Below are 19,396 nucleotides of genomic sequence, written 5' to 3'. Positions count from 1 at the left end.
ATGACCACCCGCAGCCATCGCGGGGGCGTCGACCAATGATTTTCCCTGATGAACACCGCCGGACCCAAACCGAAGCAGCATTGATGTAACAGCATCTAGCTTATCTTGGATAGGCCTGTCACAATGTGCGGTCATGCAGGCACGGTCGGCACTCTTCGACCTGTACGGCGACCACCTCCGGGCGAGGGGCGGCCGCGCACCGGTCGCCGCCCTGGTGAAGCTGCTGGCACCGCTCGGGATCGCCCCGCCGGCGGTCCGTACGGCGGTCTCCCGGATGGTCCGTCAGGGCTGGCTCGAACCGCTCCGGCTCGCGTCGGGGCCCGGATATTCGATCACACCGAAGGCGGCCCGCCGGCTCGACGAGGCGGGCGCCCGGATCTACCGCACCGGGCGGCACGCCTGGGACGGCCGCTTCGACCTCCTGGTGCTGGACGCCCCCGCGTCCCGCCGGGACCGGCAGCGGCTCGCCGCGAACCTGACCTTCCTCGGCTACGGCACGCTGGACGACTGCACCTGGGTGGCGACCCGGCCGGGCGAGGACGTGGACGTCCTGCTCGCCGAGGCCGGGGTGCGGTACGAGCGGTTCACCGCCGCGCACGCCGCCGGCACCCCCGGCGCCATGGGGGTGGTCCGCCGCGCCTGGGACCTGGCCGAGATCGGCCGCGCCTACGAGCGGTTCGTCGCCGAGCAGAAGCCGTTGCTCAGCGGGGTCACCGTGCGCAGCAGCGACGAGGAGGCGTACGCCGCCCGGTTCCGGCTCGTGCACGCGTGGCGTACCTTCCTGTTCCGGGACCCGCAGCTGCCGCCGGCGCTGCTCCCCGAGCGCTGGCCGGGCAGCAGCGCCGCCAGTTTCTTCGACCGGCACGCGGCCCGGCTCCGGCCGGCCGCCGACCGGTACGTCGAGCAGTGCCTCGACGCCGGCAACCGCCTCGCCCGACAGAAGGGTCGTTAGACACGTGACCGAGCCGCTGCTCGTCGACCGCACCGACGCCGTCGTCACCCTGACCATGAACCGCCCGACCGCGCTGAACTCGCTCGACGTGGCGCTCAAGGAGGCGCTCCGGGACACCCTCGCCGAGCTGGAGGCCGACCGGTCCTGCCGGGCGGTCGTGCTGGCCGGGGCGGGCAACGCGTTCAGCGCCGGGCAGGACCTGCGGGAGCACGTGCAGACCCTGGAATCCGCCGACGCCGACCCGCTGGGCACCGTACGGGCCCACTACAACCCGATCGCCGCCCGGCTGGCCAACCTGCCCAAGCCGGTGGTCGCCGCGGTCCGGGGCATGGCCGCCGGGGCCGGCGCCTCACTGGCGTTCCTCGCCGACTTCCGCATCGGTGGCCCGAAGACCCGCTTCCTCATGGCGTTCGCCGGCGTCGGGCTCGCCGCCGACACCGGCGCCTCCTGGACGCTGCCCCGCCTGGTCGGCCACGCCAAGGCCGTCGAGCTGCTGATGCTCGCCGAGCCGGTGGGCGCCGAGGACGCCTGCCGGCTGGGCCTGCTGACCCGGCTCGTGGACGACGACGAGCAGGTGCTCCCGGCCGCGCAGGAGCTGGCCGCCCGGCTCGCGGCCGGCCCGACCGTCGCGTACGGGGCGATCAAGCGGCAGCTCTCCATCGCCGACGCCGGCACCCTGGCCGACGCCCTGGCCGCCGAGGCGCAGGCCCAGTCGATCTGCGGCGCCACCGCCGACCACCGGGCCGCGACCATGGCCTTCGTGAACAAGCAGAAGCCGGTCTTCGAGGGTCGCTGACCCGCGGGTCAGTCGTCCTCCTCGGGGTCCTGGTTGGCCTCGGCGCCGAGCACGAAGGCCTGCATGGCCAGCTCGTTCCCGGCCGGCGAGACGAAGGCGGGCAGCTCGCGCGGGCCCAGCTCCTGCACGTAGGCCCAGAAGAGCCGGACCGCCTCGGCGGGCGAGGCCGCCTCGATCGGCAGGTCGAGGCTGACCAGCCAGGAGCGGCGGGCCGGCGGCGGGCCGAGCCGGTCGGCCAGCTCGCGGAAGCCGGCCGCGTCGAGGCCGCTGACCGGCCCGTCGAGCGCCAGGCCGCCGACCGGCACCGGCTCGTCGAGCACCCGCCGGGTGTACGTCACCACGAGCACCCCCGGACCGGCCTCGGACTGCGGGTCGTCCGGGTCCTCCCGGGTCTCCCCTGTGGCGAGGGCGACCCGGCCGAGCGCCACGAGCCGCAGCGGCTCGTCGACCAGCACGGCGACCGGGTCACCGGGCCGGGGCCGCACGGTCTCGTCGAGCCCGGTCAGCTCCAGCGTGTCGTGGTGCACGAGCCGCTCGGCCTCGTAGCGCTCGGCGGGCAGCAGCACCGCCCAGGCACCCGGCCCGGCGCCGCCCTCGATCGTCCCGCTCGTCCGCGGCTCGGTGTCGGTCATGTCTCAATCCCATCACGCCGGACCGGGGCCGGTCCCGGCACGTCCGCCGGCCGGCTCATGCCCCCGGACGGTCGCCGGCCACGTGGCAGCCGGCGAGGTGGTCGTCGACCATGCCGGTGGCCTGCATCAGCGCGTAGGCCGTGGTCGGGCCCACGAAGCGGAAGCCGCTCTTCTTGAGCGCCTTGGCCATCGCCGTGGACTCCGGGGTGAGCGCCGGCACCTCGGCGAACGAGCGCGGCCGGGCCGCCCGGGGCGGCGGCGCGAACGACCACAGCAGCGCGGAGAGGCCGTCGGGCAGCGCCAGGGCGGCCCGGGCGTTGGCGACGGCCGCCTCGACCTTGGCCCGGTTGCGGACGATCCCCGCGTCGGCCAGCAGCCGGGCCACGTCGGCCTCGCCGTAGCCGGCGACCTTCTCGATCCGGAATTCGTCGAAGGCGAGCCGGAACGCGGGCCGCTTGCGCAGGATGGTCAGCCAGGACAGGCCGGACTGGAAGGCCTCCAGGGTCAGCCGCTCGTAGAGCGCGTCGTCGCCGCGCAGCGGCCGGCCCCACTCCTCGTCGTGGTAGACGGCGTAGTCCGGGGTGCTCGCCCCCCAGGCGCAGCGGGGCAGCCCGTCGGCGCCGGTCACCAGGTCAGTCACGCCGTACACGGTAGGTCAGCCCACCGACAACGGCGGTGACCGGCGGTCAGGGCAGCCGGCCCTGCTCGACCAGCCGCGCGAACTTCTTCAGCGCCTGCGTGAGGCTGAACTTCGAGCCGGGCCAGAGCACCGGCCAGGCCACCCGACCGGCCCTCCCGCCGGGCAGGTGGAACCACTCGTGCCAGACCACCTGGGTCCGGTCCCGTCCCAGCGGGGTGCAGCGCAGCACGCCGGGGCCGCGCAGCAGCTTGCCGCAGTGCACCACGCCGACCTCGTACGGCGCGTCCACCCGGACCACCCGCATCTCGTCGCGGAGCACGGCCGGGCCGAGCGCGGTGACCGCCTCGACCAGGCTCCCCTCGCCGCCGTCACCCTGGACCACCCGGACGGTGGTGAGCGGGATCCAGTCGGACTGCCGCTCCCAGGCGGTCAGCGCGGCGAAGACGCGCTCGGCCGGCGCGTCGACGATCACCGTGGCGGTGACCTCGGCGGCCCCGGCCCGCGCCGCCTCGGCGAAGCCGGCGCCGTCGGCCGCGCCGGTCACGCGGACTCCGAGCGGACCACCGGCCCCCGCTCCCGGTCGGCGTCGGCGTCCCGGTCCGCCTCGTCGGACACCTCGCCGGGCGCTTCGGCGGTGGGGTCGTGGTCGGCCGGAGTGGCGGACGCGTCGGTGGGCGGCCGGAGGCCGACCTCAGGCGGGTTCTGGTCGACCGGGGCCGCCACCGGGGCGATGGGAGCGGGCCCGCCGGTGGCCGCCGCCGGGGCGGTGGACGGCAGCGTGGCCACGTCCTCGACGGCGGCGGCGGCCGGGGCCTCCGCCACGCCGGCCTCGGCCGTGAGCGGCCCGTCGGCGGGCGGGTCGACGGTGGGCGGCGCGGCGGGGGGCGGCGCGGCGGGGGCGGCGGCGTCCGAACCGGTCGCGGCGGCCTCCGCACGGGCCCGGCGCAGCGCGTCGGCCTCCTCGATCCGGCCCTCGCGGAGCGCGGTGTTCTCGGCCTCCAGCACGCCGATCAGCTCGGTCTTGTAGCCGATGTCGTAGGCGGCCCGGCGCATGGCGGCGTCGACCTGGGCCATCCGGTAGCCGCGCAGCGCGGTGTCGAAGCGCACCTCGGCGACGTCCGACTCGTCCAGCGGGCGGCTGCCCGGCAGGGGCACGGCCCGCCCGTCCGGCTCGGCCGGCACCAGGCCCGGATCCCGCCCGGAGACCAGCACCGTCACCCCGAACACCACCGCCGCCACGGTCAGCGCGACGACCAAGAGGAGCAGAACCTCACCCATGGGGAGATCGTGGCATGCGGGCGGGGATCGGGCGAGCCCTCCGCCGCCTCCGATCGGAATCGCCGGACCGGATAGCGTCGGGGGCGACCGGGGGAAGATCGGCGACGAGGAGGCGGGCATGACCGGGGCGCTGCGGCTCGGCGGGCGGACCTTCTCCCCCGGCGAGCTGACCGTGATGGCGATCGTCAACCGCACGCCGGACTCGTTCTTCGACAAGGGGGCGACGTTCGCGCAGGACAGCGCCCTGCGCGCCGTCGAGCGGGCGGTGACCGAGGGCGCGGAGATCATCGACATCGGCGGGGTGAAGGCCGGGCCGGGCGACGAGGTCGACGTGGCCGAGGAGATCCGCCGCACGGTGGACACCATCGCCGCGGTCCGGGCCGCCTTCCCGGACGTGGTGATCTCGATCGACACCTGGCGCGCCGAGGTGGCGGTGGAGGCGGTGGCGGCCGGCGCCGACCTGCTCAACGACACCTGGTCCGGGGCGGATCCCGCGCTGGCCCGGGTCGCCGCGGCGACGGGCGCCGGGCTGGTCTGCTCGCACGCCGGGGGGCTCGCCCCGCGGACCCGGCCGCACCGGGCCGCGTTCGACGACGTGGTGGCGGACGTGGTGGGGACGGTCACCGGCCTCGCGGAGCGTGCGGCCGACCTCGGCGTACGCCGGGACGGCATCCTCATCGACCCGGCGCACGACTTCGGCAAGAACACCCGGCACTCGTTGGAGATCACCCGACGGCTCGGCGAGCTGACCGCCACCGGCTGGCCGCTGCTGGTGGCCCTGTCGAACAAGGACTTCATCGGCGAGACGCTGGACCTGCCGGTGCCCGACCGGTTGGAGGGCACCCTGGCGGCCACCGCCGTCTCGGCCTGGCTCGGCGCGCGGGTGTTCCGCGCCCACCAGGTTCGCGAGACCCGCCGGGTGCTGGACATGGTGGCCTCGATCCGCGGGGACCGGCCACCGGCTCTGGCCCGGCGCGGGCTGGCCTGAGCCGGCTCAGGTCCAGCGGAGGATGTTGCGGCGCCAGGCGTAGAGGATGCCCAGCGCCACCACGGCGACGAACACGCCCATCTCGACCACCGTGGTCACGCCGAACCCGGGCCGGTCGAAGACCAGCGCCCAGGGGAAGAGGAAGACCGCCTCCACGGCGAAGAGCACGTACAGGTAGGCGTAGACGTAGTAGCGGATCTGCATCTGGGCCCAGTCGCCGCCGACCGGGTCGAGGCCGCACTCATAGGTGGCCCGCTTGCCCCAGGGATCAGCCGGACGGCCAGGACGTAACACCCGATTGGCCGAGAACGCCGTAACGAAGAAGAGCACGGCGGCAAGGAGCAGGAGACCGAGCGTGGCGTACGAGCCGAGGTAACCGGTCACGGTCGGGAGCCTACCGGTCGGGCCGTCGGGCCGCCTCGAACACGTTACGGATTTGTTTCCTTGCGGGACTAGTGCCCGAAGGCAACTGTTGCCGAATAATGAGACTTCACTGAGCGTCACGGAGGATAGATGGCCCGCCCCCGCGTACGGCCTGCTCGGCGCGCCGCGCTCCACGGCACTCCTGGCCTGCTCGTGCCGGCGCTGGTCGCCGGGGTCGCGGCGGCCCTCGCGGTGGCGCCGGCCTGGGCGGTGGCCTCGCCGACCGTGACCGCCGTGGCGCTGGCGGCCGAACCGGGTGATCCGGGCGATCCGGGTGACCCGGGCGGCGATCCCGGCACCGACCCGACCGAGGCGACACCCACCGTGGACCCCACGACGACGGAGCCGGCCCCGACCAGCCCGCCGCCCACGGAGGAGATCCCGCCGACCACGCCGCCGCCGGCGACCACCACTCCGCCTGCGCCGACGACCACGGCCCCCGAACCGGTGCCCACCACGACGGCGCCCACCACGACCGCGCCGGCTCCCCCGCCGGTCGGGCCGCCGCCCGTGGTGGCCCCGCCCCCGCCGGGGCAGCCGGCGGCCAGCCCGCTGGGCGTGCGGGTCACCACCGACGACGTGGTGCTGACACCCGCCTACTGGAACGCGGCCAGCACGGTGACGACGCTGCGGGTGACGGTGACCAACACCGGCGGCCGGCCGGAGCAGATCCGTCTCGCCTACACCCTGCCGCCCGGGCTGACCGACGCCGGCACGCCGGGATGCGCCTCCGCCGGCGGCGGCAGCCACCGCTGCGGCGAGTGGACCACCGCGCCGGGAGCGCAGTTCCGCGCCTCGATCCGCGTGCGGGTCGCCGGCACCGCCTGGCGGTCCATGCCGCTGAGCGGGTCGGTCCGGGTCACCGCCACGGCGCCCGGCGTGGCCGCGACCGGCGACGACGAGGGCTTCGCGGTCCTCTTTCCGCCCGGGCCGCCGGTGCCCGGCATCTCGCTCCGCGCCGACGAGGTGCTCTTCGACATCAGCGGCGCACCGACCACCCTGGGCGTCCGCCTCGGCAACACCGGCAAGGTCGACGCCGCCGGCCGGGTCGACGTGGTCCTGCCCGCGGGGGTGACCGTCACCGACCCGCCGGCCGGCTGCGCCGCGGCGGCCCCGAACCGGACCCGGTGCGAGCTGGGCACCGTGCCGGCCGGCCGGACCGTCGACCTGAGCCTGCCGGTGACCGCCTCGGCGGAGGCCCAGCGCCGGGCCCCGCTGGCCGGCGCGGTGGTCGCCCGGCTCGACCCGCGCAGCGGGCGGGACCGGCAGGTGCAGATGAGCTTCCGCATCACCGCGGCGGCCGCGCTGGCCACGCCGGCGGCGGTCGGGGCGCCCGCCCCGACCGGGTCGCAGGGCGTGGTGGCCGCCGCGGCGGCGGCCGAGGACGACGACACCTCCGTGCACCGGACCGCCGTCACCCTGATCGGGGTGTCCGGGGTGCTGGTCGTGCTCGCGCTGGCGCTGGCGACCACCTCGCTGCGCCGCCGCGCCGGAGGCTCGGCGACGGACCCGGTCGCCCGCCCCGCCGAGGAGTGAGTCGCGGAAACGTCCTCCGGATTGCGGTGATCTGAATTACGGCTGCGGTACTAAACGCCGCAAAGCCGGGCATACACCGGCCCGATCAGGTCCCATACGTCGGACCTCCACCAAGGTTGCCCTAACGGACCGACGTAGGCTCTGACGTGAGAATTGAAGCGGGCCGGCCGAGTCACGGACGGCCGCAGCAGCAGCGCGTCTAGGAGGGCACGTGGCCGGGCAAGGCGGGGTCACCATCACGTTCAGCCGCCCCTGCGACGGCGCTCAGCGAAGCGAGGTGCGGGCGTGACCAAGCAGATCCGTCAACTGGACCGGGTGGTCATCCGGTTCGCCGGCGACTCCGGCGACGGCATGCAGCTCACCGGCGACCGGTTCACCTCGGAGACGGCGCAACTCGGCAACGACATCTCCACGCTGCCCAACTTCCCCGCCGAGATCCGCGCCCCCGCCGGCACCCTGCCGGGCGTGTCGAGCTTCCAGGTGCACTTCGCCGACTACGACATCCTGACGCCCGGCGACGCGCCGAACGTGCTGGTGGCCATGAACCCGGCCGCGCTCAAGGCCAACCTGGCCGACCTGCCGCGCGGTGCGGACATCATCGTCAACACCGACGAGTTCACCCGGCGCAACCTGGCCAAGGTGGGTTACACGACCAGCCCGCTGGACGACGACTCCCTCGCCGGCTACGTGGTGCACCCGGTCGCCCTGACCTCGATGACGATCGGCGCCCTGGCCGCGCACGAGGTGTCCAAGAAGGACGCCGAGCGGGCCAAGAACATGTTCGCGCTCGGCCTGCTGAGCTGGATGTACTCGCGGCCGTACGAGTCGACGCTGCGCTTCCTGGAGCGCAAGTTCGCGGCCCGGCCGGAGCTGGTCGCCGCGAACGTGGCCGCCTTCCGGGCCGGCTGGAACTTCGGCGAGACCACCGAGGACTTCTCGGTCCGCTACGAGGTGAAGCCGGCGAAGATGGTGCCGGGCACCTACCGGAACATCACCGGCAACGCCGCGCTGTCGCTGGGCCTCGTGGCCGCCGGGGTCCGCTCCGGGCTGCCGGTCTTCCTGGGCGCGTACCCGATCACCCCGGCCTCGGACATCCTGCACGAGCTGAGCAAGCACAAGAAGTTCGGCGTGGTCACCATGCAGGCCGAGGACGAGATCGCGGCGGTCGGCGCGGCGCTGGGCGCGTCGTACGGCGGCTCGCTCGGCGTCACCACCACGAGCGGCCCGGGCGTCGCCCTGAAGAGCGAGACGATCTCGCTGGCCGTGGCGCTGGAGCTGCCGCTGGTCATCGTCGACGTGCAGCGCGCCGGGCCGTCCACCGGCATGCCCACCAAGACCGAGCAGGCCGACCTCAACATGGCCCTGTACGGCCGGCACGGCGAGGCCCCGGTCGCGGTGATCGCGCCGAAGTCCCCCGCGGACTGCTTCCACGCGGCCATCGAGGCGGCGCGGATCGCGCTGACCTACCGCACCCCCGTGCTCCTGCTGTCGGACAACTACGTGGCCAACGGCTCCGAGCCGTGGCTGCTGCCGGACGTGGAGAGCCTGCCCGACCTGCGGGTCGAGTTCGCCACCCGGCCCAACGGCGAGGACGGCGCCACCTTCCTGCCGTACCTGCGGGACCCGGAGACCCTGGCCCGGCCGTGGGCCATCCCGGGCACCCCGGGGCTGGAGCACCGGATCGGCGGCCTGGAGAAGGCCGACAAGACCGGCGACATCTCGTACGACCCGGCGAACCACGACTTCATGGTGCGCACCCGGGCGGCCCGGATCGAGACGATCCCGGTGCCGGACGTCGAGGTGGAGGACCCGGACGGCGACGCCCGGGTGCTGGTGCTCGGCTGGGGGTCGACGTACGGGCCGATCGGGGCGGCCTGCCGGGGCCTGCGCCAGCGCGGGCTCTCCATCGCCCAGGCGCACCTGCGCCACCTGGCCCCGATGCCGGCCAACCTCGGCGAGGTGCTGCGCGCGTACGACCGGGTGGTCATCCCGGAGATGAACCTCGGCCAGCTCGCCCACGTGATCCGGGCGAAGTACCTGGTCGACGCGATCGGCTACAACCAGGTCCGCGGCCTGCCGTTCACCGCCGCCGAGCTGGAGACGATGCTGGAAGAGGTCCTGAAGAATGTCTGAGCCCGTCGCCCTCAAGCTCACCGCCAAGGACTTCAAGTCCGACCAGGAGGTGCGCTGGTGCCCCGGCTGCGGCGACTACGCCATCCTGGCGGCCGTCCAGGGCTTCATGCCGGAGCTGAACATCCCCCGGGAGAACATCGTCTTCATCTCGGGCATCGGCTGCTCGTCCCGCTTCCCGTACTACATGAACACCTACGGGCTGCACTCGATCCACGGCCGTGCCCCGGCGATCGCCACCGGCCTGTCGGTGAGCCGGCCGGACCTGTCGGTCTGGGTGGTCACCGGTGACGGTGACGCCCTCTCCATCGGCGGCAACCACCTGATCCACACGCTGCGCCGCAACGTCAACCTCAAGATCCTGCTGTTCAACAACCGGATCTACGGCCTGACCAAGGGGCAGTACTCGCCGACGTCCGAGATCGGCAAGGTCACCAAGTCGACGCCGGTCGGCTCCGCGGACGCCCCCTTCAACCCGCTGTCGCTGGCGCTCGGCGCCGAGGCCACCTTCGTGGCCCGGACCATCGACTCCGACCGCAAGCACCTCCAGTCGGTGCTGCGGGCCGCCGCCGAGCACCAGGGCTCCGCGTTCGTGGAGATCTACCAGAACTGCAACATCTTCAACGACGGCGCGTTCGACCCGCTGAAGGAGCCGGCCACCCGGGACGACTTCCTGATCCGGCTGGAGCACGGGCAGCCGATCACCTTCGGCAAGGACGGCCAGTTCTGCGTCGTCCACCCGCCGGGCGGCTTCGGGCTGGAGGTCCGGGAGACCGCGGCCACCCCGGCCGAGGAGATCGTGGTGCACGACGCGGGGGTCGCCGACCCGGCGTACGCCTTCGCGCTGTCCCGGCTGCCGGGGCTGGATCTGCGGAACACCCCGATCGGCGTGTTCCGCTCGGTGAACCGCTCCTCCTACGACACGGTCGTGCAGGAGCAGGTGGCGGCGGCGAAGGCCGGCGTCGACCAGACCCCCGAGCAGCAGCTCGCCGGCCTGCTCTCCGCGGGCGACACCTGGACGATCCTCTGACGCGTCCCTGAGCACGCGAAAGGGCGGGCCGTTCCCGAGGGGACGGCCCGCCCTTTTCCCGTCGGGTCAGGCCACCGCCGAGGCCGGCACCCACAGCTCGTCGATGGCCCGCTCGGCCGCCGCGAGGCTCTGCTCGTGCAGCGGGATCAGCTCGGCCATGGCCGGGGTGACCGGGGCCAGGGTCAGCTCGGCCGAGATGAAGCGCGGCTCCAGGCCGGTCATCGACAGGCCGTGCGGCAGCCAGGGCTCGGCGTGGTCCCAGCCCTCCCGCGGGGTGCCCGGGCCGTACCCGCCACCCCGGCTGCCCAGCACGATGAACTCGCGACCGCCCAGGAGACCGGTCCCGGTCGCCGGGTCGTACGCGATGCCCGGCGCGATCAGGTGGTCGACCCAGGTCTTCACGCTGCTCGGCGCGCCGTAGTTGTAGAGCGGGAGGCCGAGCAGGATCGTGTCGGCCCGCTTCACCTCGTCCACCAGCCGCTCGGAGAGCTGCCAGGAGGCGCGCTGCGCCGGCGTGTGCTGCTCGGCCGGCACCATCCGGGCCAGGCCACCGGCCTCGTCGAGGTGCGGCAGCGGGTCGCGGCCCAGGTCGCGGTGGGTGACCGTGCCGCCCGGGTGAGCGGCACGCCAGGCGGCCGCGGCGCGGGCGGTGAGCCGCCGGCTGACCGAGTGCTCGCCCCGGATGCTGGAGTCGATGTACAGCAGGTGTGCCATGTGGTTAACCCTCCACGGATCGTTTGTGTAGCGCCAACCATTTATAGCAGGCCGATGTTCCGTGGGGTGCGTAAACTGGGTCACATGCCAGCCCTGCCGGTCGAGGAGTCGGAGCGCCGCTCCGGGCCCCTGCTCGACCACCTGGCCCGGCGGATGCGGCTGCGCTCGGAGTCGGTGCTGACGCCGCTCGGCCTGCGCCCCCGCCACCTCGTGGCGCTCACCGTGCTGCGGGACTCGGACGGCATCAGCCAGCAGGGGCTGGCCGGCACGCTCCAGATCGACGGCACGAACGTGGTGGGGCTGCTCAACGACCTGGAGGCGGAGGGCCTGGTCGAGCGGCGACGGTCACCCGAGGACCGGCGCCGTCACGTGGTGATCCTCACCGCCACGGGCGCGAAGCGGCTCCGCGAGGCCGAGTGCGCCCTGGCCGTGGCCGAGGACGAGGTGCTCGGCGCGCTGGAGCCCGCCGAGCGGGACACGCTCTACGACCTGCTCCGGCGGGCGACCAGTGGGCGCCCGCTCAACTGCGCCGAGGCGGCCGCGGAGGAGCCGGACACCACCTGCTGACCGCTGGGCGGCCGGCCGGATGGGGGGAAGGTCAGACCGTCGCCGCGGACTGCGGCCGGTCGTCACGGACGTGGACCAGCATGTCGCCGGTCTCGATCACCGCACCCGCCTTGTCGTTCAACGTGACCACCTTGCCCCGGCGGACCAGGGCGATGACGAGCGACTCCAGCTCACGGGGCGAGCGGCCCACCTCGCTGCGCTCGGCGGAGCGCATGGCCAGCGCCATGCCCTGACCGGGGGTGAGCAGGTCCTCCACCACGTCGATCAGCGGCGGGGCGGAGGTGGACAGGCCGAGGAGGCGGCCGGCCGTCGCCGAGGAGACGATCACGTGATGCGCGCCGCTCTGCTTGAGCAGCGGCGCGTTCTCCGCCTCCCGGACGGCCGCGATGATCCGCACCTGGCCGGCGGTGAGCTGCCGGACGGTCAGCGCCACCAGCACCGAGGCGTCGTCGCTGTCGGTCGCGATGATCACCGACTTGGCGGTGCGGACGTGCGCCTCCTCCAGCACCGAGGAGCGGGTCGCCGAGCCCTCGATGGCGACCAGCCCGGCCGAGGTGGCCTGCCGCAGCGCGGCGCCGCTCCGCTCCACGACCACGATCTTGGACTTGTCCAGGCCGTTCTCCAGCAGCGCGGAGACGGCGCTGCGGCCCTTGGTGCCGTAGCCGCAGATGATGACGTGGTCCTTCACGATTCTCCTCCACCGCGACAGGCGACGGCCGGTCCGGTACTGCTCGGTCAGGACTTCCAGGGTGGTGCCGACCAGGATGATCAGGAAGAGCACCCGGGCGGGGGTCACGAACAGGACGTTCACCAGGCGTGCCGACGAAGCGGCCGGGGTGATGTCGCCGTAGCCCGTGGTGGAGAGCGAGACCACCGCGTAGTAGAAGCAGTCGAGGAGGGTGAGGCCGTCCTCGTTGACGTCGCGGTAGCCGTCGCGGTCGATCCAGACCGCCGCAACCACGGCGAGGACCAGGCCCAGGGCGGCGAGCAGGCGCAGACTCAGCGCGCTCAGCGGCCCCCGCCGTTGCGCGGGAAAATGGATCACCGTCGGCCCTGCTCCGCCACCGTCGCCTGCACGCCCACAACATAGCGGGTACGCGGGGATCCGGCCTGCCGGGGCGAGATGCGGGCCGGCCGGGCCGGTCCGCGCCGCCGGGACGGGGCATGATGGGGACGTCCGGGGACCACGACCGCGAGGAGGCCCGCATGTCGTTGCTGCGACGGGTGATCGGCGGGGTGCTCCGCCGGGTACGCCTGCGCCAGGGCCGCACCCTGCGCGAGGTGGCGCTGGCGGCCGGCGTCTCCCTGCCCTACCTCTCCGAGGTGGAACGCGGCCGCAAGGAGGCTTCCTCCGAGGTGCTGGCGGCGATCTGCCGGGCCCTCGGCATCCACCTCTCCGACCTGCTCGAAGAGGCCCGCGACGAGCTGCGCCGCGTCGAGCGGCGGGCGCCGGTGGCCTCCGGGGTGACGCTGGCCCGGCTGGACCGGGTGCCGGCCACCCGGACGGGGCCGCAGCTGCGGGTCGGCGCGCCGCGGCTGCACGCCACCCGCCGGCCGGTCGCCCCGACCCCGCTGCTCGGCGGGGCGCTGCGGCTGCCCGGCACCGCGCCCGCGCCGGTCGGCCCGGACCTCGGGTACGCCTCGCCCACCGCGTTCGGCACCGGCACCCGGATCTGGCTGATCCCCTCCGCGCCGGCCGCCCGCCACCGTCCGCGTACCTCGGTCACGCTGGCCCGGCGGCGGGCCCGGGCGGGCCGGCGGCGCCTGGCCGCGGCCTAGGCCCGGCCGGTTCTGCCCAGGGCGGATCTGCCCCGGGCAGAAACCCTGGGCCGCCCGGTGCCACCCGCCGGAGGCTGGAGACCGCCGGTTGCCGGGCGGCCCCTCGCCCACCGGCGGGCACGGAGGGTGGTCAGGTCATGGGACACGGCATCTGGATGCTGGACGACGCGCAGCCGAGCCTCGGGGACCGGGTCTTCGAGCGGCTGCTCAAGGAACGGATCATCTTCCTCGGCACCGAGGTCACCGACGCTTCGGCCAATCAGATCTGCGCGCAGATCCTGCTGCTGGCCGCCGAGGATCCGGAGCGGGACATCTTCCTCTACATCAACTCGCCCGGCGGCTCGGTCAGCGCCGGGATGGCCGTCTACGACACCATGCGGTATGTCAAGAACGACGTGGCGACGCTGGCCCTCGGGATGGCCGGCTCGATGGGGCAGTTCCTGCTCTGCGCGGGCGCGGCGGGGAAGCGGTTCGCGCTGCCGCACTCGCGGGTCATGATGCACCAGCCGTCCGGCGGGATGGGCGGCACGGCCGCCGACATCACCATCCAGGCGGAGAACATGCTGCACGTGAAGCGGACGATGCAGGAGCTGATCGCCCGGCACAGCGGGCACACGCTGGACGAGATCCAGCGCGACTGGGACCGGGACCGCTGGTTCACCGCCGAGCAGGCCCGCGAGTACGGCCTCATCGACCAGGTGGTCACCCGCGCGGAGCAGCTCCCCGGCTGAACGGGCGGCCGACAACGCGGCCGGCCGACGTCGGACGCGCCCCCTCGATCGCGTCCGTCGCCCCCTCGGGTGGCCGCGGTGCCGCCGGATCGAGCCTATGGGCGGGATTCCCAGCCTGCATGGGGCGCGGAGTGCAGCGTCTTCGGGGGAATTCTCGTTACATCGACCGGGTCGCTCCCGGCCGGCCGTGGGCGCGGCCGGCCGGGAATCCCGATCGGCGCATCAGGGGTAGCTGACCACCGGGCTGGTGCCGTAGGAGCCGACCACCGGGGTGCCGGCCTCGTTGACGGTGCGCTCGATGCCGCCGCTGCCGTCCAGGAAGACGGTGATGGCGTCGTGGAACCGCACACCGGCACGACGCGGCGCCTCGATGGCCCGGTCGCAGCGGATGTCCACGTGCTGGTTGAAGTACGAGTAGACGCCCAGCCCCCACGCCTCGTGCTCGCGCACGTGGCTCGCGACCTTGTAGGAGGCCCAGCCGTTGCCGGTCGGGCTGCGCCAGGCGGCCTGGCTCGGCGGGTCGTAGGGCAGTTCGCTCTGGTAGAAGACGGTCCGGCCGCGCTCACCGTTCCAGATCGTCTGCCAGCGCTGGTAGTGCTCGACGAAGAGCCCGTACGCGGTCACGTCGTCGCCGTTGACCACCACGCCCGTGTCGGCGGTGTTGACGGTCCAGCCGATGGTGCCCGGCCGGCCGTGGTCGCCGCGCCAGGCCCAGATGTTGTCGATCAGGGTGTGCCGGCTGTTCACCACGAGGCTGGTGACGGCCCGGCCGGCGTACGGGCCGCCGATGCGGAAGAAGACGTCCTGGAGGGAGATCGGGTTGGTCGCGTGCGACCGGTGGCTGTGCGGCTTGCCGACCTCGACGAGCACCTCCGACTCGACCGGCCCGGCGTCGACAAGCACCCCGGCGATGCGGACGCCGTCCACGTCCTCGATCCGCAGGGCGACGTCGCCGGTGGTCGGTGCGAGGCTGGGCATGCCGAGGCCGAGCACGACGGTGTCCGGGTGCTTGACCCGCAGCGCCCGGTCCAGGTGGTAGACGCCCGGGGTGAGCAGCAGGTGCCGGCCCGGCCGGGACAGTTCCTGGTTGATCCGCTTGGCCGAGTCGGTGGGCTTGGCGATGAAGAAGTCGGCCAGCGGCAGCGACGGCACCGGCGCGGCGCCGGCGCCCCAGGTGGTGCCGGCGGTGTCGCGGCGCAGCCGGGGCACGGCCACCCGCCAGCAGCCCGCGCCGTCCACGAAGAGGTACGGCTTCTCCCGGGTCACCGGGCTGGTCGGCAGCGTCGTGTACGGCGGGTTGGGGAAGCCCTGCGCCGGCGCGCCGACGACACCGGAGAAGACCTGGTTCCAGACCCCGTTGGTCCAGTCGCCGCCGAGTTCGCTGTCCCGGGTCAGCCACTGCTGCTGAGAGCCGTTGATGGTGATGCCGTCCACCCTGGAGTCGGCGATGTAGCCGCCGCTGGAGAAGCCCTGCTGGCCGGGCTCCAGCCAGAGGATGCCCTTGATGTGCACCCGGCGCATCGGGGACGCCTGGGAGACCGCCCACTGGTTCGACCAGTCGGTCGGGGTGACGGCGAGGTTCTCCACCGAGCGCCAGAAGTTGGTCAGCGCGGAGATGCCGGCCTCGGAGTTCGGGTCGGGCTGGCCGATGACCCGCACCGCACCGTGGATCTCCACGTCGTCGGGGTGCGCGCCGAGGCCGGCCACGGTGGTGTAGTAGCCGAGCCGGGCGTTCACCTCGTACCGGCCCGGCTTGAACAGCACGGCGTACCGGTCGAAGCCCATCTCGTTGTGCTCCTGGACGGCGAAGATCTGGTCCAGGTTGGACTGGATCTCCTCGACCGGGGTGGCCGGGTCGTACACGAAGACGTTGGGGCCGAAGTCGGGCTCGGCGTCGGTGGCGTCGCCGGCCGGGGACGCGGCGGCGGGGCCGGCCGGGAGCCCGAGGGCGGTGACCGACGCCGCCGAGGCGGCGGTGAGGGCGAGGAAACGGCGGCGGGAGGGGTCGAGTGGTCTCATCTGCCTGCCTGTTCGGTGATGGGGACGGAGAGCGCTCTCTGCGCGTTCCTACCGCATCGACACCGATCCCGCCAGACATGGCCGGTACCGGAACTAGCCCCGGGCGTCGTAGCGGGCCCGGGCGGCCTCCACCTCGGTCAGGTGGGTGGTGGCCCACGCCTCCAGGCCGGCGACCAGGTCGAGCAGGCTGCGGCCGAGCGGGGTGAGCGCGTAGTCGACCCGCGGCGGCACGCTGGCGTGCACGGTGCGGGTGACGAGACCGTCCCGCTCCAGGCCGCGCAGGGTCTGGGTGAGCATCTTCTGGCTGATCCCGTCGACCCGCTCGGCCAGTTCGCCGTAGCGCTTGTCGCCGTCGGCGAGGGTGAGCACCACCAGCACGCTCCAGCGGTCGCCGATCCGGTCGAGGACCTTGCGGCTGCCGCAGTTCCGGTTGAACGGGTCCGCCTGCACGCGACCACTCTCCTTCAGTGCGTACCGAACTTCAAGGTGCCTACTCTCCAACGGGAAGTATCGAGGAGTTGTTCCCGTTGGCGAGGGAAGACAGTTGACGTCGCCACCAGCAGGGAGTGCTCATGTCCATCGTCGTCACCGGCGCCACCGGCCACCTCGGCCGCCTGATCATCTCGTCGTTGCTCGACCGGGGCGTACCCGCGGACCGGATCGTGGCGGTCGGCCGGGACGCCGACCGGCTCGCCCAGCTCGCCGAACGGGGCGTGGAGACCCGGCGGGCCGACTAGGACGACCCGGCGTCGCTCCGCACCGCCTTCGCGGGCGCCGAGACGCTGATGTTCGTCTCCGGCAGCGAGGCCGGCCGGCGGCTGCCGCAGCACGGGAACGTGATCACCGCCGCCCGGGAGGCCGGCGTCGGGCTGGTCGTCTACACCAGCATCGCGAAGGCGGACACCTCCACGCTGGCGCTCGCCGCCGAGCACCGGGCCACCGAGCAGCTCCTCCGCGACTCCGGCCTGCCGTACGTGTTCCTGCGCAACAGCTGGTACCTGGAGAACTACACCGGCCAGCTCGCCACGTACCGCGAGCACGGGGTGGCCGGGGCGGCGGGTGACGGGCGGGTCAGCGCCGCCACCCGCGCCGACTACGCGGCCGCCGCCGCGGCGGTGCTCACCGCGCAGGATCAGGCCGGCAGCGTGTACGAGCTGGGCGGCGCGCCGTTCAGCATGGCCGAGCTGGCCGCCGAGGTCTCCCGGCAGACCGGCGCCCCGGTCTCCTACCTCGACCTGCCGGTGGACAAGTACACCGAGCTGCTGGTCGCGGCCGGCCTGCCCGAGGGGTACGCGGCCATGCTCGCCGACGCCGACCGGGGCATCGCCCAGGGTGAGCTGGAGGTCGGCGACGACCTGGCCCGGCTGCTCGGCCGCACCCCGACGACGCTCGCCGAGGCGATCCGCGCCGCGCTCTGACGCCCGCGTCCGGCCGCCGCCCCTCGATCCGGGGCGGCGGTCAGGCCGGCTCGGCCCGCAGCTTCACCAGGTCGTCGACCAGGCTCTCCACGTAGTCGGCCGTCTCCTCCCAGCGGGTGACCGCGACACAGCGGATGCCCATGGCCTTCACCGGGTAGTCGTTGCCACCCACGTCGAGCCGGTCACCGACGAAGAGCACGTTGTCGATCTTCAGGTCGAGGCACTCCAGCAGCTTCCGCATGCCGTACGCCTTGTCCACACCCTTACGGGTGACGTCGATCGAGGTCGAGCCGCCGCCCCGGACCTCCAGGTCGGGCAGCTTCGCGGCGACCGCGTCACGCAGCCGCTTCTTCTTGCTGCCGTCCGGGTCCCAGCCGTACTTCTCGGCCGGCGGCGCCGACTGGCCCAGCGCCGAGAAGGTGATCTGGCTGCCCCGGTCCTCGATGATGTCGCCCCAGGTCTTCGGCTCCCACAGGTCGAGCGCCTGCGCCGACTCGGTGAGCGCGGCGACGACCCGCGCCTTGTCGGCCTCGCTCAGGTCCTCGGCGTAGACCTGCCGCCAGTCGCCGTCCAGCCACCGGTAGTACCGGGTGCCGCAGGTCGGCATCAGGTGCAGCCGGCGGCGCTGCTCCTCGGTCAGGTCGAGGTGCGCCAGCATCTGGGTCTGGAACTGCTCGAACCGGCCACCGGAGATGACCAGCACATCCACCTCGGTGAGCAGATGGCCGAGGAGTTCCGCCATCCGACGATCGATCTGGGACTTGGAAACCGCCAGCGTGTCGTCCAGGTCGAACGCCACCACTCGAAGATCGTTCACGAAGTACCACCATGTCGTCGCGGGCAGGCCAGGACTAGCAGGGTACCGACGTGAACCACTGCCACCCCGATGGCCCGGGGCTGGCGCCCGGTCGGGGCCGTGACCGCAGCGCAGCCCCTCGCACGCAGGCTAACAGCGCGGACGGGCGGAAACCCGAAGAAACCCGTTGGACAGGGCCGGCATCGACGGCGATCGTGGGCGCCATGCGTCAGGAAGAGATCTGGGACGCCGAGACGGCCCAGCGCTACGACACGCCAGGCACCGGCATGTTCGCGCCGGAGGTCCTCGGGCCGACGGTCGACCGCCTCGCCGCACTCGCGGGCGGCGGACGGGCCCTCGAGTTCGCCGTCGGCACCGGCCGGGTGGCCGTCCCGCTGGCGGAACGCGGCGTGCCGGTCACCGGGATCGAGTTGTCCGCACCGATGGTCGCGAAGCTCCGGACGAAGGCCGACGAGGCGACGATCCCCGTGGTCGTCGGCGACATGGCGACCGCCACGGCGCCCGGCGACTACACCCTCGTCTACCTCGTCTACAACACCATCTCCAACCTTCTCGACCAGGCGGAACAGGTCGCCTGCTTCCGCAACGCGGCCCGCCACCTGCGGCCGGGCGGGCGGTTCGTGATCGAGCTGTGGGTGCCCGAGCTGCGCAAACTGCCACCCGGACAGCAGGCCATGGTGTGGTGCGCCGAGCCCGGCTACATCGGCCTGGACACCTACGACGTGCTGCACCAGCAGGTCGTGTCCCACCACTTCCACTTCGGCGAGAGCCGCGAGGCGCGGCTGGGCCGGAGCCCGCACCGGTACATCTGGCCCGCCGAGCTGGACCTCATGGGCCAGCTCGCCGGATTCGAGCTGGAGTCGCGGCACGCGGACTGGTCCGGGGCCGAGTTCACGGCCGAGTCCCGCTCCCACGTCTCCGTCTACCGCCTGCCCGGCTGACCGGC

Annotated in this window: 22 protein-coding genes; 12 read left to right on the top strand and 10 right to left on the bottom strand. The window is 73.5% G+C overall.

The genetic code is table 11. The features are described 5' to 3' along the window. Nucleotides 1–133: 133 nt before the first annotated feature. Nucleotides 134–952 (top strand): PaaX family transcriptional regulator, encoded by an 819-nt coding sequence (locus GCE86_RS28730; RefSeq protein ID WP_154229799.1) that lies wholly within the window; start codon nucleotides 134–136, stop codon nucleotides 950–952. Nucleotides 953–956: 4 nt separating this feature from the next. Then, nucleotides 957–1,748, top strand: coding sequence for an enoyl-CoA hydratase/isomerase family protein (locus GCE86_RS28725; RefSeq protein ID WP_154229798.1), 792 nt, complete (start codon nucleotides 957–959; stop codon nucleotides 1,746–1,748). 8 nt (nucleotides 1,749–1,756) lie between these two features. Here the strand turns inward: GCE86_RS28725 and GCE86_RS28720 are convergent, their stop codons facing one another. From GCE86_RS28720 to GCE86_RS32655, 4 genes are read right to left on the bottom strand one after another with little or no spacing between them, the layout of a single operon-like run. After that, complete coding sequence (locus GCE86_RS28720; RefSeq protein WP_154229797.1) at nucleotides 1,757–2,380, bottom strand: hypothetical protein; 624 nt, start codon at nucleotides 2,378–2,380, stop codon at nucleotides 1,757–1,759. Between the two features lie 55 nt (nucleotides 2,381–2,435). After that, on the bottom strand, nucleotides 2,436–3,020 hold the full coding sequence (locus tag GCE86_RS28715) for a DNA-3-methyladenine glycosylase I (protein WP_154229796.1): 585 nt from the start codon (nucleotides 3,018–3,020) through the stop codon (nucleotides 2,436–2,438). 46 nt (nucleotides 3,021–3,066) lie between these two features. After that, nucleotides 3,067–3,564, bottom strand: coding sequence for an SRPBCC family protein (locus tag GCE86_RS28710; RefSeq protein WP_154229795.1), 498 nt, complete (start codon nucleotides 3,562–3,564; stop codon nucleotides 3,067–3,069). Then, a complete protein-coding gene (locus tag GCE86_RS32655) occupies nucleotides 3,561–4,298 on the bottom strand; it encodes a DivIVA domain-containing protein (protein ID WP_239542189.1) in 738 nt (245 codons plus the stop codon). Before GCE86_RS32655 ends, GCE86_RS28710 begins: the two co-directional genes overlap by 4 nt. 118 nt (nucleotides 4,299–4,416) lie before the next feature. On the opposite strand from GCE86_RS32655, the gene folP reads away from it, so the two are divergent. Beyond that, entirely contained in the window at nucleotides 4,417–5,286 is an 870-nt protein-coding gene (gene folP, locus GCE86_RS28695) for a dihydropteroate synthase (RefSeq protein WP_154229794.1), read from the top strand. A gap of 6 nt (nucleotides 5,287–5,292) precedes the next feature. On the opposite strand, the gene ndhC is transcribed toward folP, so the two are convergent. After that, nucleotides 5,293–5,670 carry an NADH-quinone oxidoreductase subunit A gene (ndhC, locus tag GCE86_RS28690; RefSeq protein ID WP_154229793.1) on the bottom strand — a complete coding sequence of 126 codons (378 nt, stop codon included), beginning with the start codon at nucleotides 5,668–5,670 and terminating at the stop codon, nucleotides 5,293–5,295. Nucleotides 5,671–5,799: 129 nt separating this feature from the next. Between ndhC and GCE86_RS28685 the strand changes: the two genes are divergently transcribed. The 3 genes from GCE86_RS28685 (at nucleotide 5,800) to GCE86_RS28675 (ending at nucleotide 10,405) form a co-directional block, all read left to right on the top strand. Next, nucleotides 5,800–7,245 carry a hypothetical protein gene (locus tag GCE86_RS28685; RefSeq protein ID WP_154229792.1) on the top strand — a complete coding sequence of 482 codons (1,446 nt, stop codon included), beginning with the start codon at nucleotides 5,800–5,802 and terminating at the stop codon, nucleotides 7,243–7,245. Between the two features lie 285 nt (nucleotides 7,246–7,530). Continuing rightward, nucleotides 7,531–9,378, top strand: a complete 1,848-nt coding sequence (locus GCE86_RS28680) for a 2-oxoacid:acceptor oxidoreductase subunit alpha (protein ID WP_154229791.1) — start codon at nucleotides 7,531–7,533, stop codon at nucleotides 9,376–9,378. Beyond that, nucleotides 9,371–10,405 carry a 2-oxoacid:ferredoxin oxidoreductase subunit beta gene (locus tag GCE86_RS28675; RefSeq protein ID WP_154229790.1) on the top strand — a complete coding sequence of 345 codons (1,035 nt, stop codon included), beginning with the start codon at nucleotides 9,371–9,373 and terminating at the stop codon, nucleotides 10,403–10,405. Before GCE86_RS28680 ends, GCE86_RS28675 begins: the two co-directional genes overlap by 8 nt. A 66-nt stretch (nucleotides 10,406–10,471) precedes the next feature. Here the strand turns inward: GCE86_RS28675 and GCE86_RS28670 are convergent, their stop codons facing one another. Next, the gene (locus tag GCE86_RS28670) at nucleotides 10,472–11,119 is read right to left on the bottom strand and encodes an FMN-dependent NADH-azoreductase (RefSeq protein WP_154229789.1); all 648 of its coding nucleotides are present in this window, start codon (nucleotides 11,117–11,119) and stop codon (nucleotides 10,472–10,474) included. An 84-nt stretch (nucleotides 11,120–11,203) separates the two neighbouring features. Here GCE86_RS28670 and GCE86_RS28665 point away from each other — a divergent pair, with 84 nt between their 5' ends. Next, nucleotides 11,204–11,686: a MarR family winged helix-turn-helix transcriptional regulator gene (locus GCE86_RS28665; protein ID WP_239542187.1), complete on the top strand. Its 483-nt coding sequence runs from the start codon at nucleotides 11,204–11,206 to the stop codon at nucleotides 11,684–11,686. A gap of 31 nt (nucleotides 11,687–11,717) precedes the next feature. Here the strand turns inward: GCE86_RS28665 and GCE86_RS28660 are convergent, their stop codons facing one another. Beyond that, the gene (locus GCE86_RS28660) at nucleotides 11,718–12,731 is read right to left on the bottom strand and encodes a potassium channel family protein (RefSeq protein ID WP_154229787.1); all 1,014 of its coding nucleotides are present in this window, start codon (nucleotides 12,729–12,731) and stop codon (nucleotides 11,718–11,720) included. Nucleotides 12,732–12,892: 161 nt separating this feature from the next. Between GCE86_RS28660 and GCE86_RS28655 the strand changes: the two genes are divergently transcribed. Next, nucleotides 12,893–13,465 carry a helix-turn-helix domain-containing protein gene (locus GCE86_RS28655; protein WP_154229786.1) on the top strand — a complete coding sequence of 191 codons (573 nt, stop codon included), beginning with the start codon at nucleotides 12,893–12,895 and terminating at the stop codon, nucleotides 13,463–13,465. A 137-nt stretch (nucleotides 13,466–13,602) separates the two neighbouring features. Beyond that, nucleotides 13,603–14,196 (top strand): ATP-dependent Clp protease proteolytic subunit, encoded by a 594-nt coding sequence (locus GCE86_RS28650; RefSeq protein WP_091260829.1) that lies wholly within the window; start codon nucleotides 13,603–13,605, stop codon nucleotides 14,194–14,196. Nucleotides 14,197–14,418: 222 nt separating this feature from the next. Here the strand turns inward: GCE86_RS28650 and GCE86_RS28645 are convergent, their stop codons facing one another. Both GCE86_RS28645 and GCE86_RS28640 read right to left on the bottom strand, forming a co-directional pair. After that, nucleotides 14,419–16,215, bottom strand: coding sequence for an adenylyl cyclase (locus tag GCE86_RS28645; RefSeq protein WP_154229785.1), 1,797 nt, complete (start codon nucleotides 16,213–16,215; stop codon nucleotides 14,419–14,421). A gap of 93 nt (nucleotides 16,216–16,308) precedes the next feature. After that, the gene (locus tag GCE86_RS28640) at nucleotides 16,309–16,665 is read right to left on the bottom strand and encodes a winged helix-turn-helix transcriptional regulator (RefSeq protein ID WP_154229784.1); all 357 of its coding nucleotides are present in this window, start codon (nucleotides 16,663–16,665) and stop codon (nucleotides 16,309–16,311) included. Between the two features lie 122 nt (nucleotides 16,666–16,787). On the opposite strand from GCE86_RS28640, the gene GCE86_RS32525 reads away from it, so the two are divergent. Both GCE86_RS32525 and GCE86_RS28635 read left to right on the top strand, forming a co-directional pair. After that, on the top strand, nucleotides 16,788–16,952 hold the full coding sequence (locus GCE86_RS32525) for a KR domain-containing protein (RefSeq protein WP_338106331.1): 165 nt from the start codon (nucleotides 16,788–16,790) through the stop codon (nucleotides 16,950–16,952). A 48-nt stretch (nucleotides 16,953–17,000) separates the two neighbouring features. Then, entirely contained in the window at nucleotides 17,001–17,633 is a 633-nt protein-coding gene (locus tag GCE86_RS28635; protein ID WP_341874572.1) for an NAD(P)H-binding protein, read from the top strand. 40 nt (nucleotides 17,634–17,673) lie between these two features. Here the strand turns inward: GCE86_RS28635 and GCE86_RS28630 are convergent, their stop codons facing one another. Next, nucleotides 17,674–18,450, bottom strand: coding sequence for an HAD-IIB family hydrolase (locus GCE86_RS28630; protein ID WP_154229783.1), 777 nt, complete (start codon nucleotides 18,448–18,450; stop codon nucleotides 17,674–17,676). Between the two features lie 203 nt (nucleotides 18,451–18,653). Here GCE86_RS28630 and GCE86_RS28625 point away from each other — a divergent pair, with 203 nt between their 5' ends. Further along, on the top strand, nucleotides 18,654–19,391 hold the full coding sequence (locus GCE86_RS28625; protein ID WP_154229782.1) for a class I SAM-dependent methyltransferase: 738 nt from the start codon (nucleotides 18,654–18,656) through the stop codon (nucleotides 19,389–19,391). Nucleotides 19,392–19,396: the final 5 nt, after the last annotated feature.

Source organism: Micromonospora terminaliae (assembly GCF_009671205.1).
Lineage (GTDB): Bacteria > Actinomycetota > Actinomycetes > Mycobacteriales > Micromonosporaceae > Micromonospora > Micromonospora terminaliae.
This window is presented reverse-complemented; position numbering and strand designations above follow the sequence as displayed.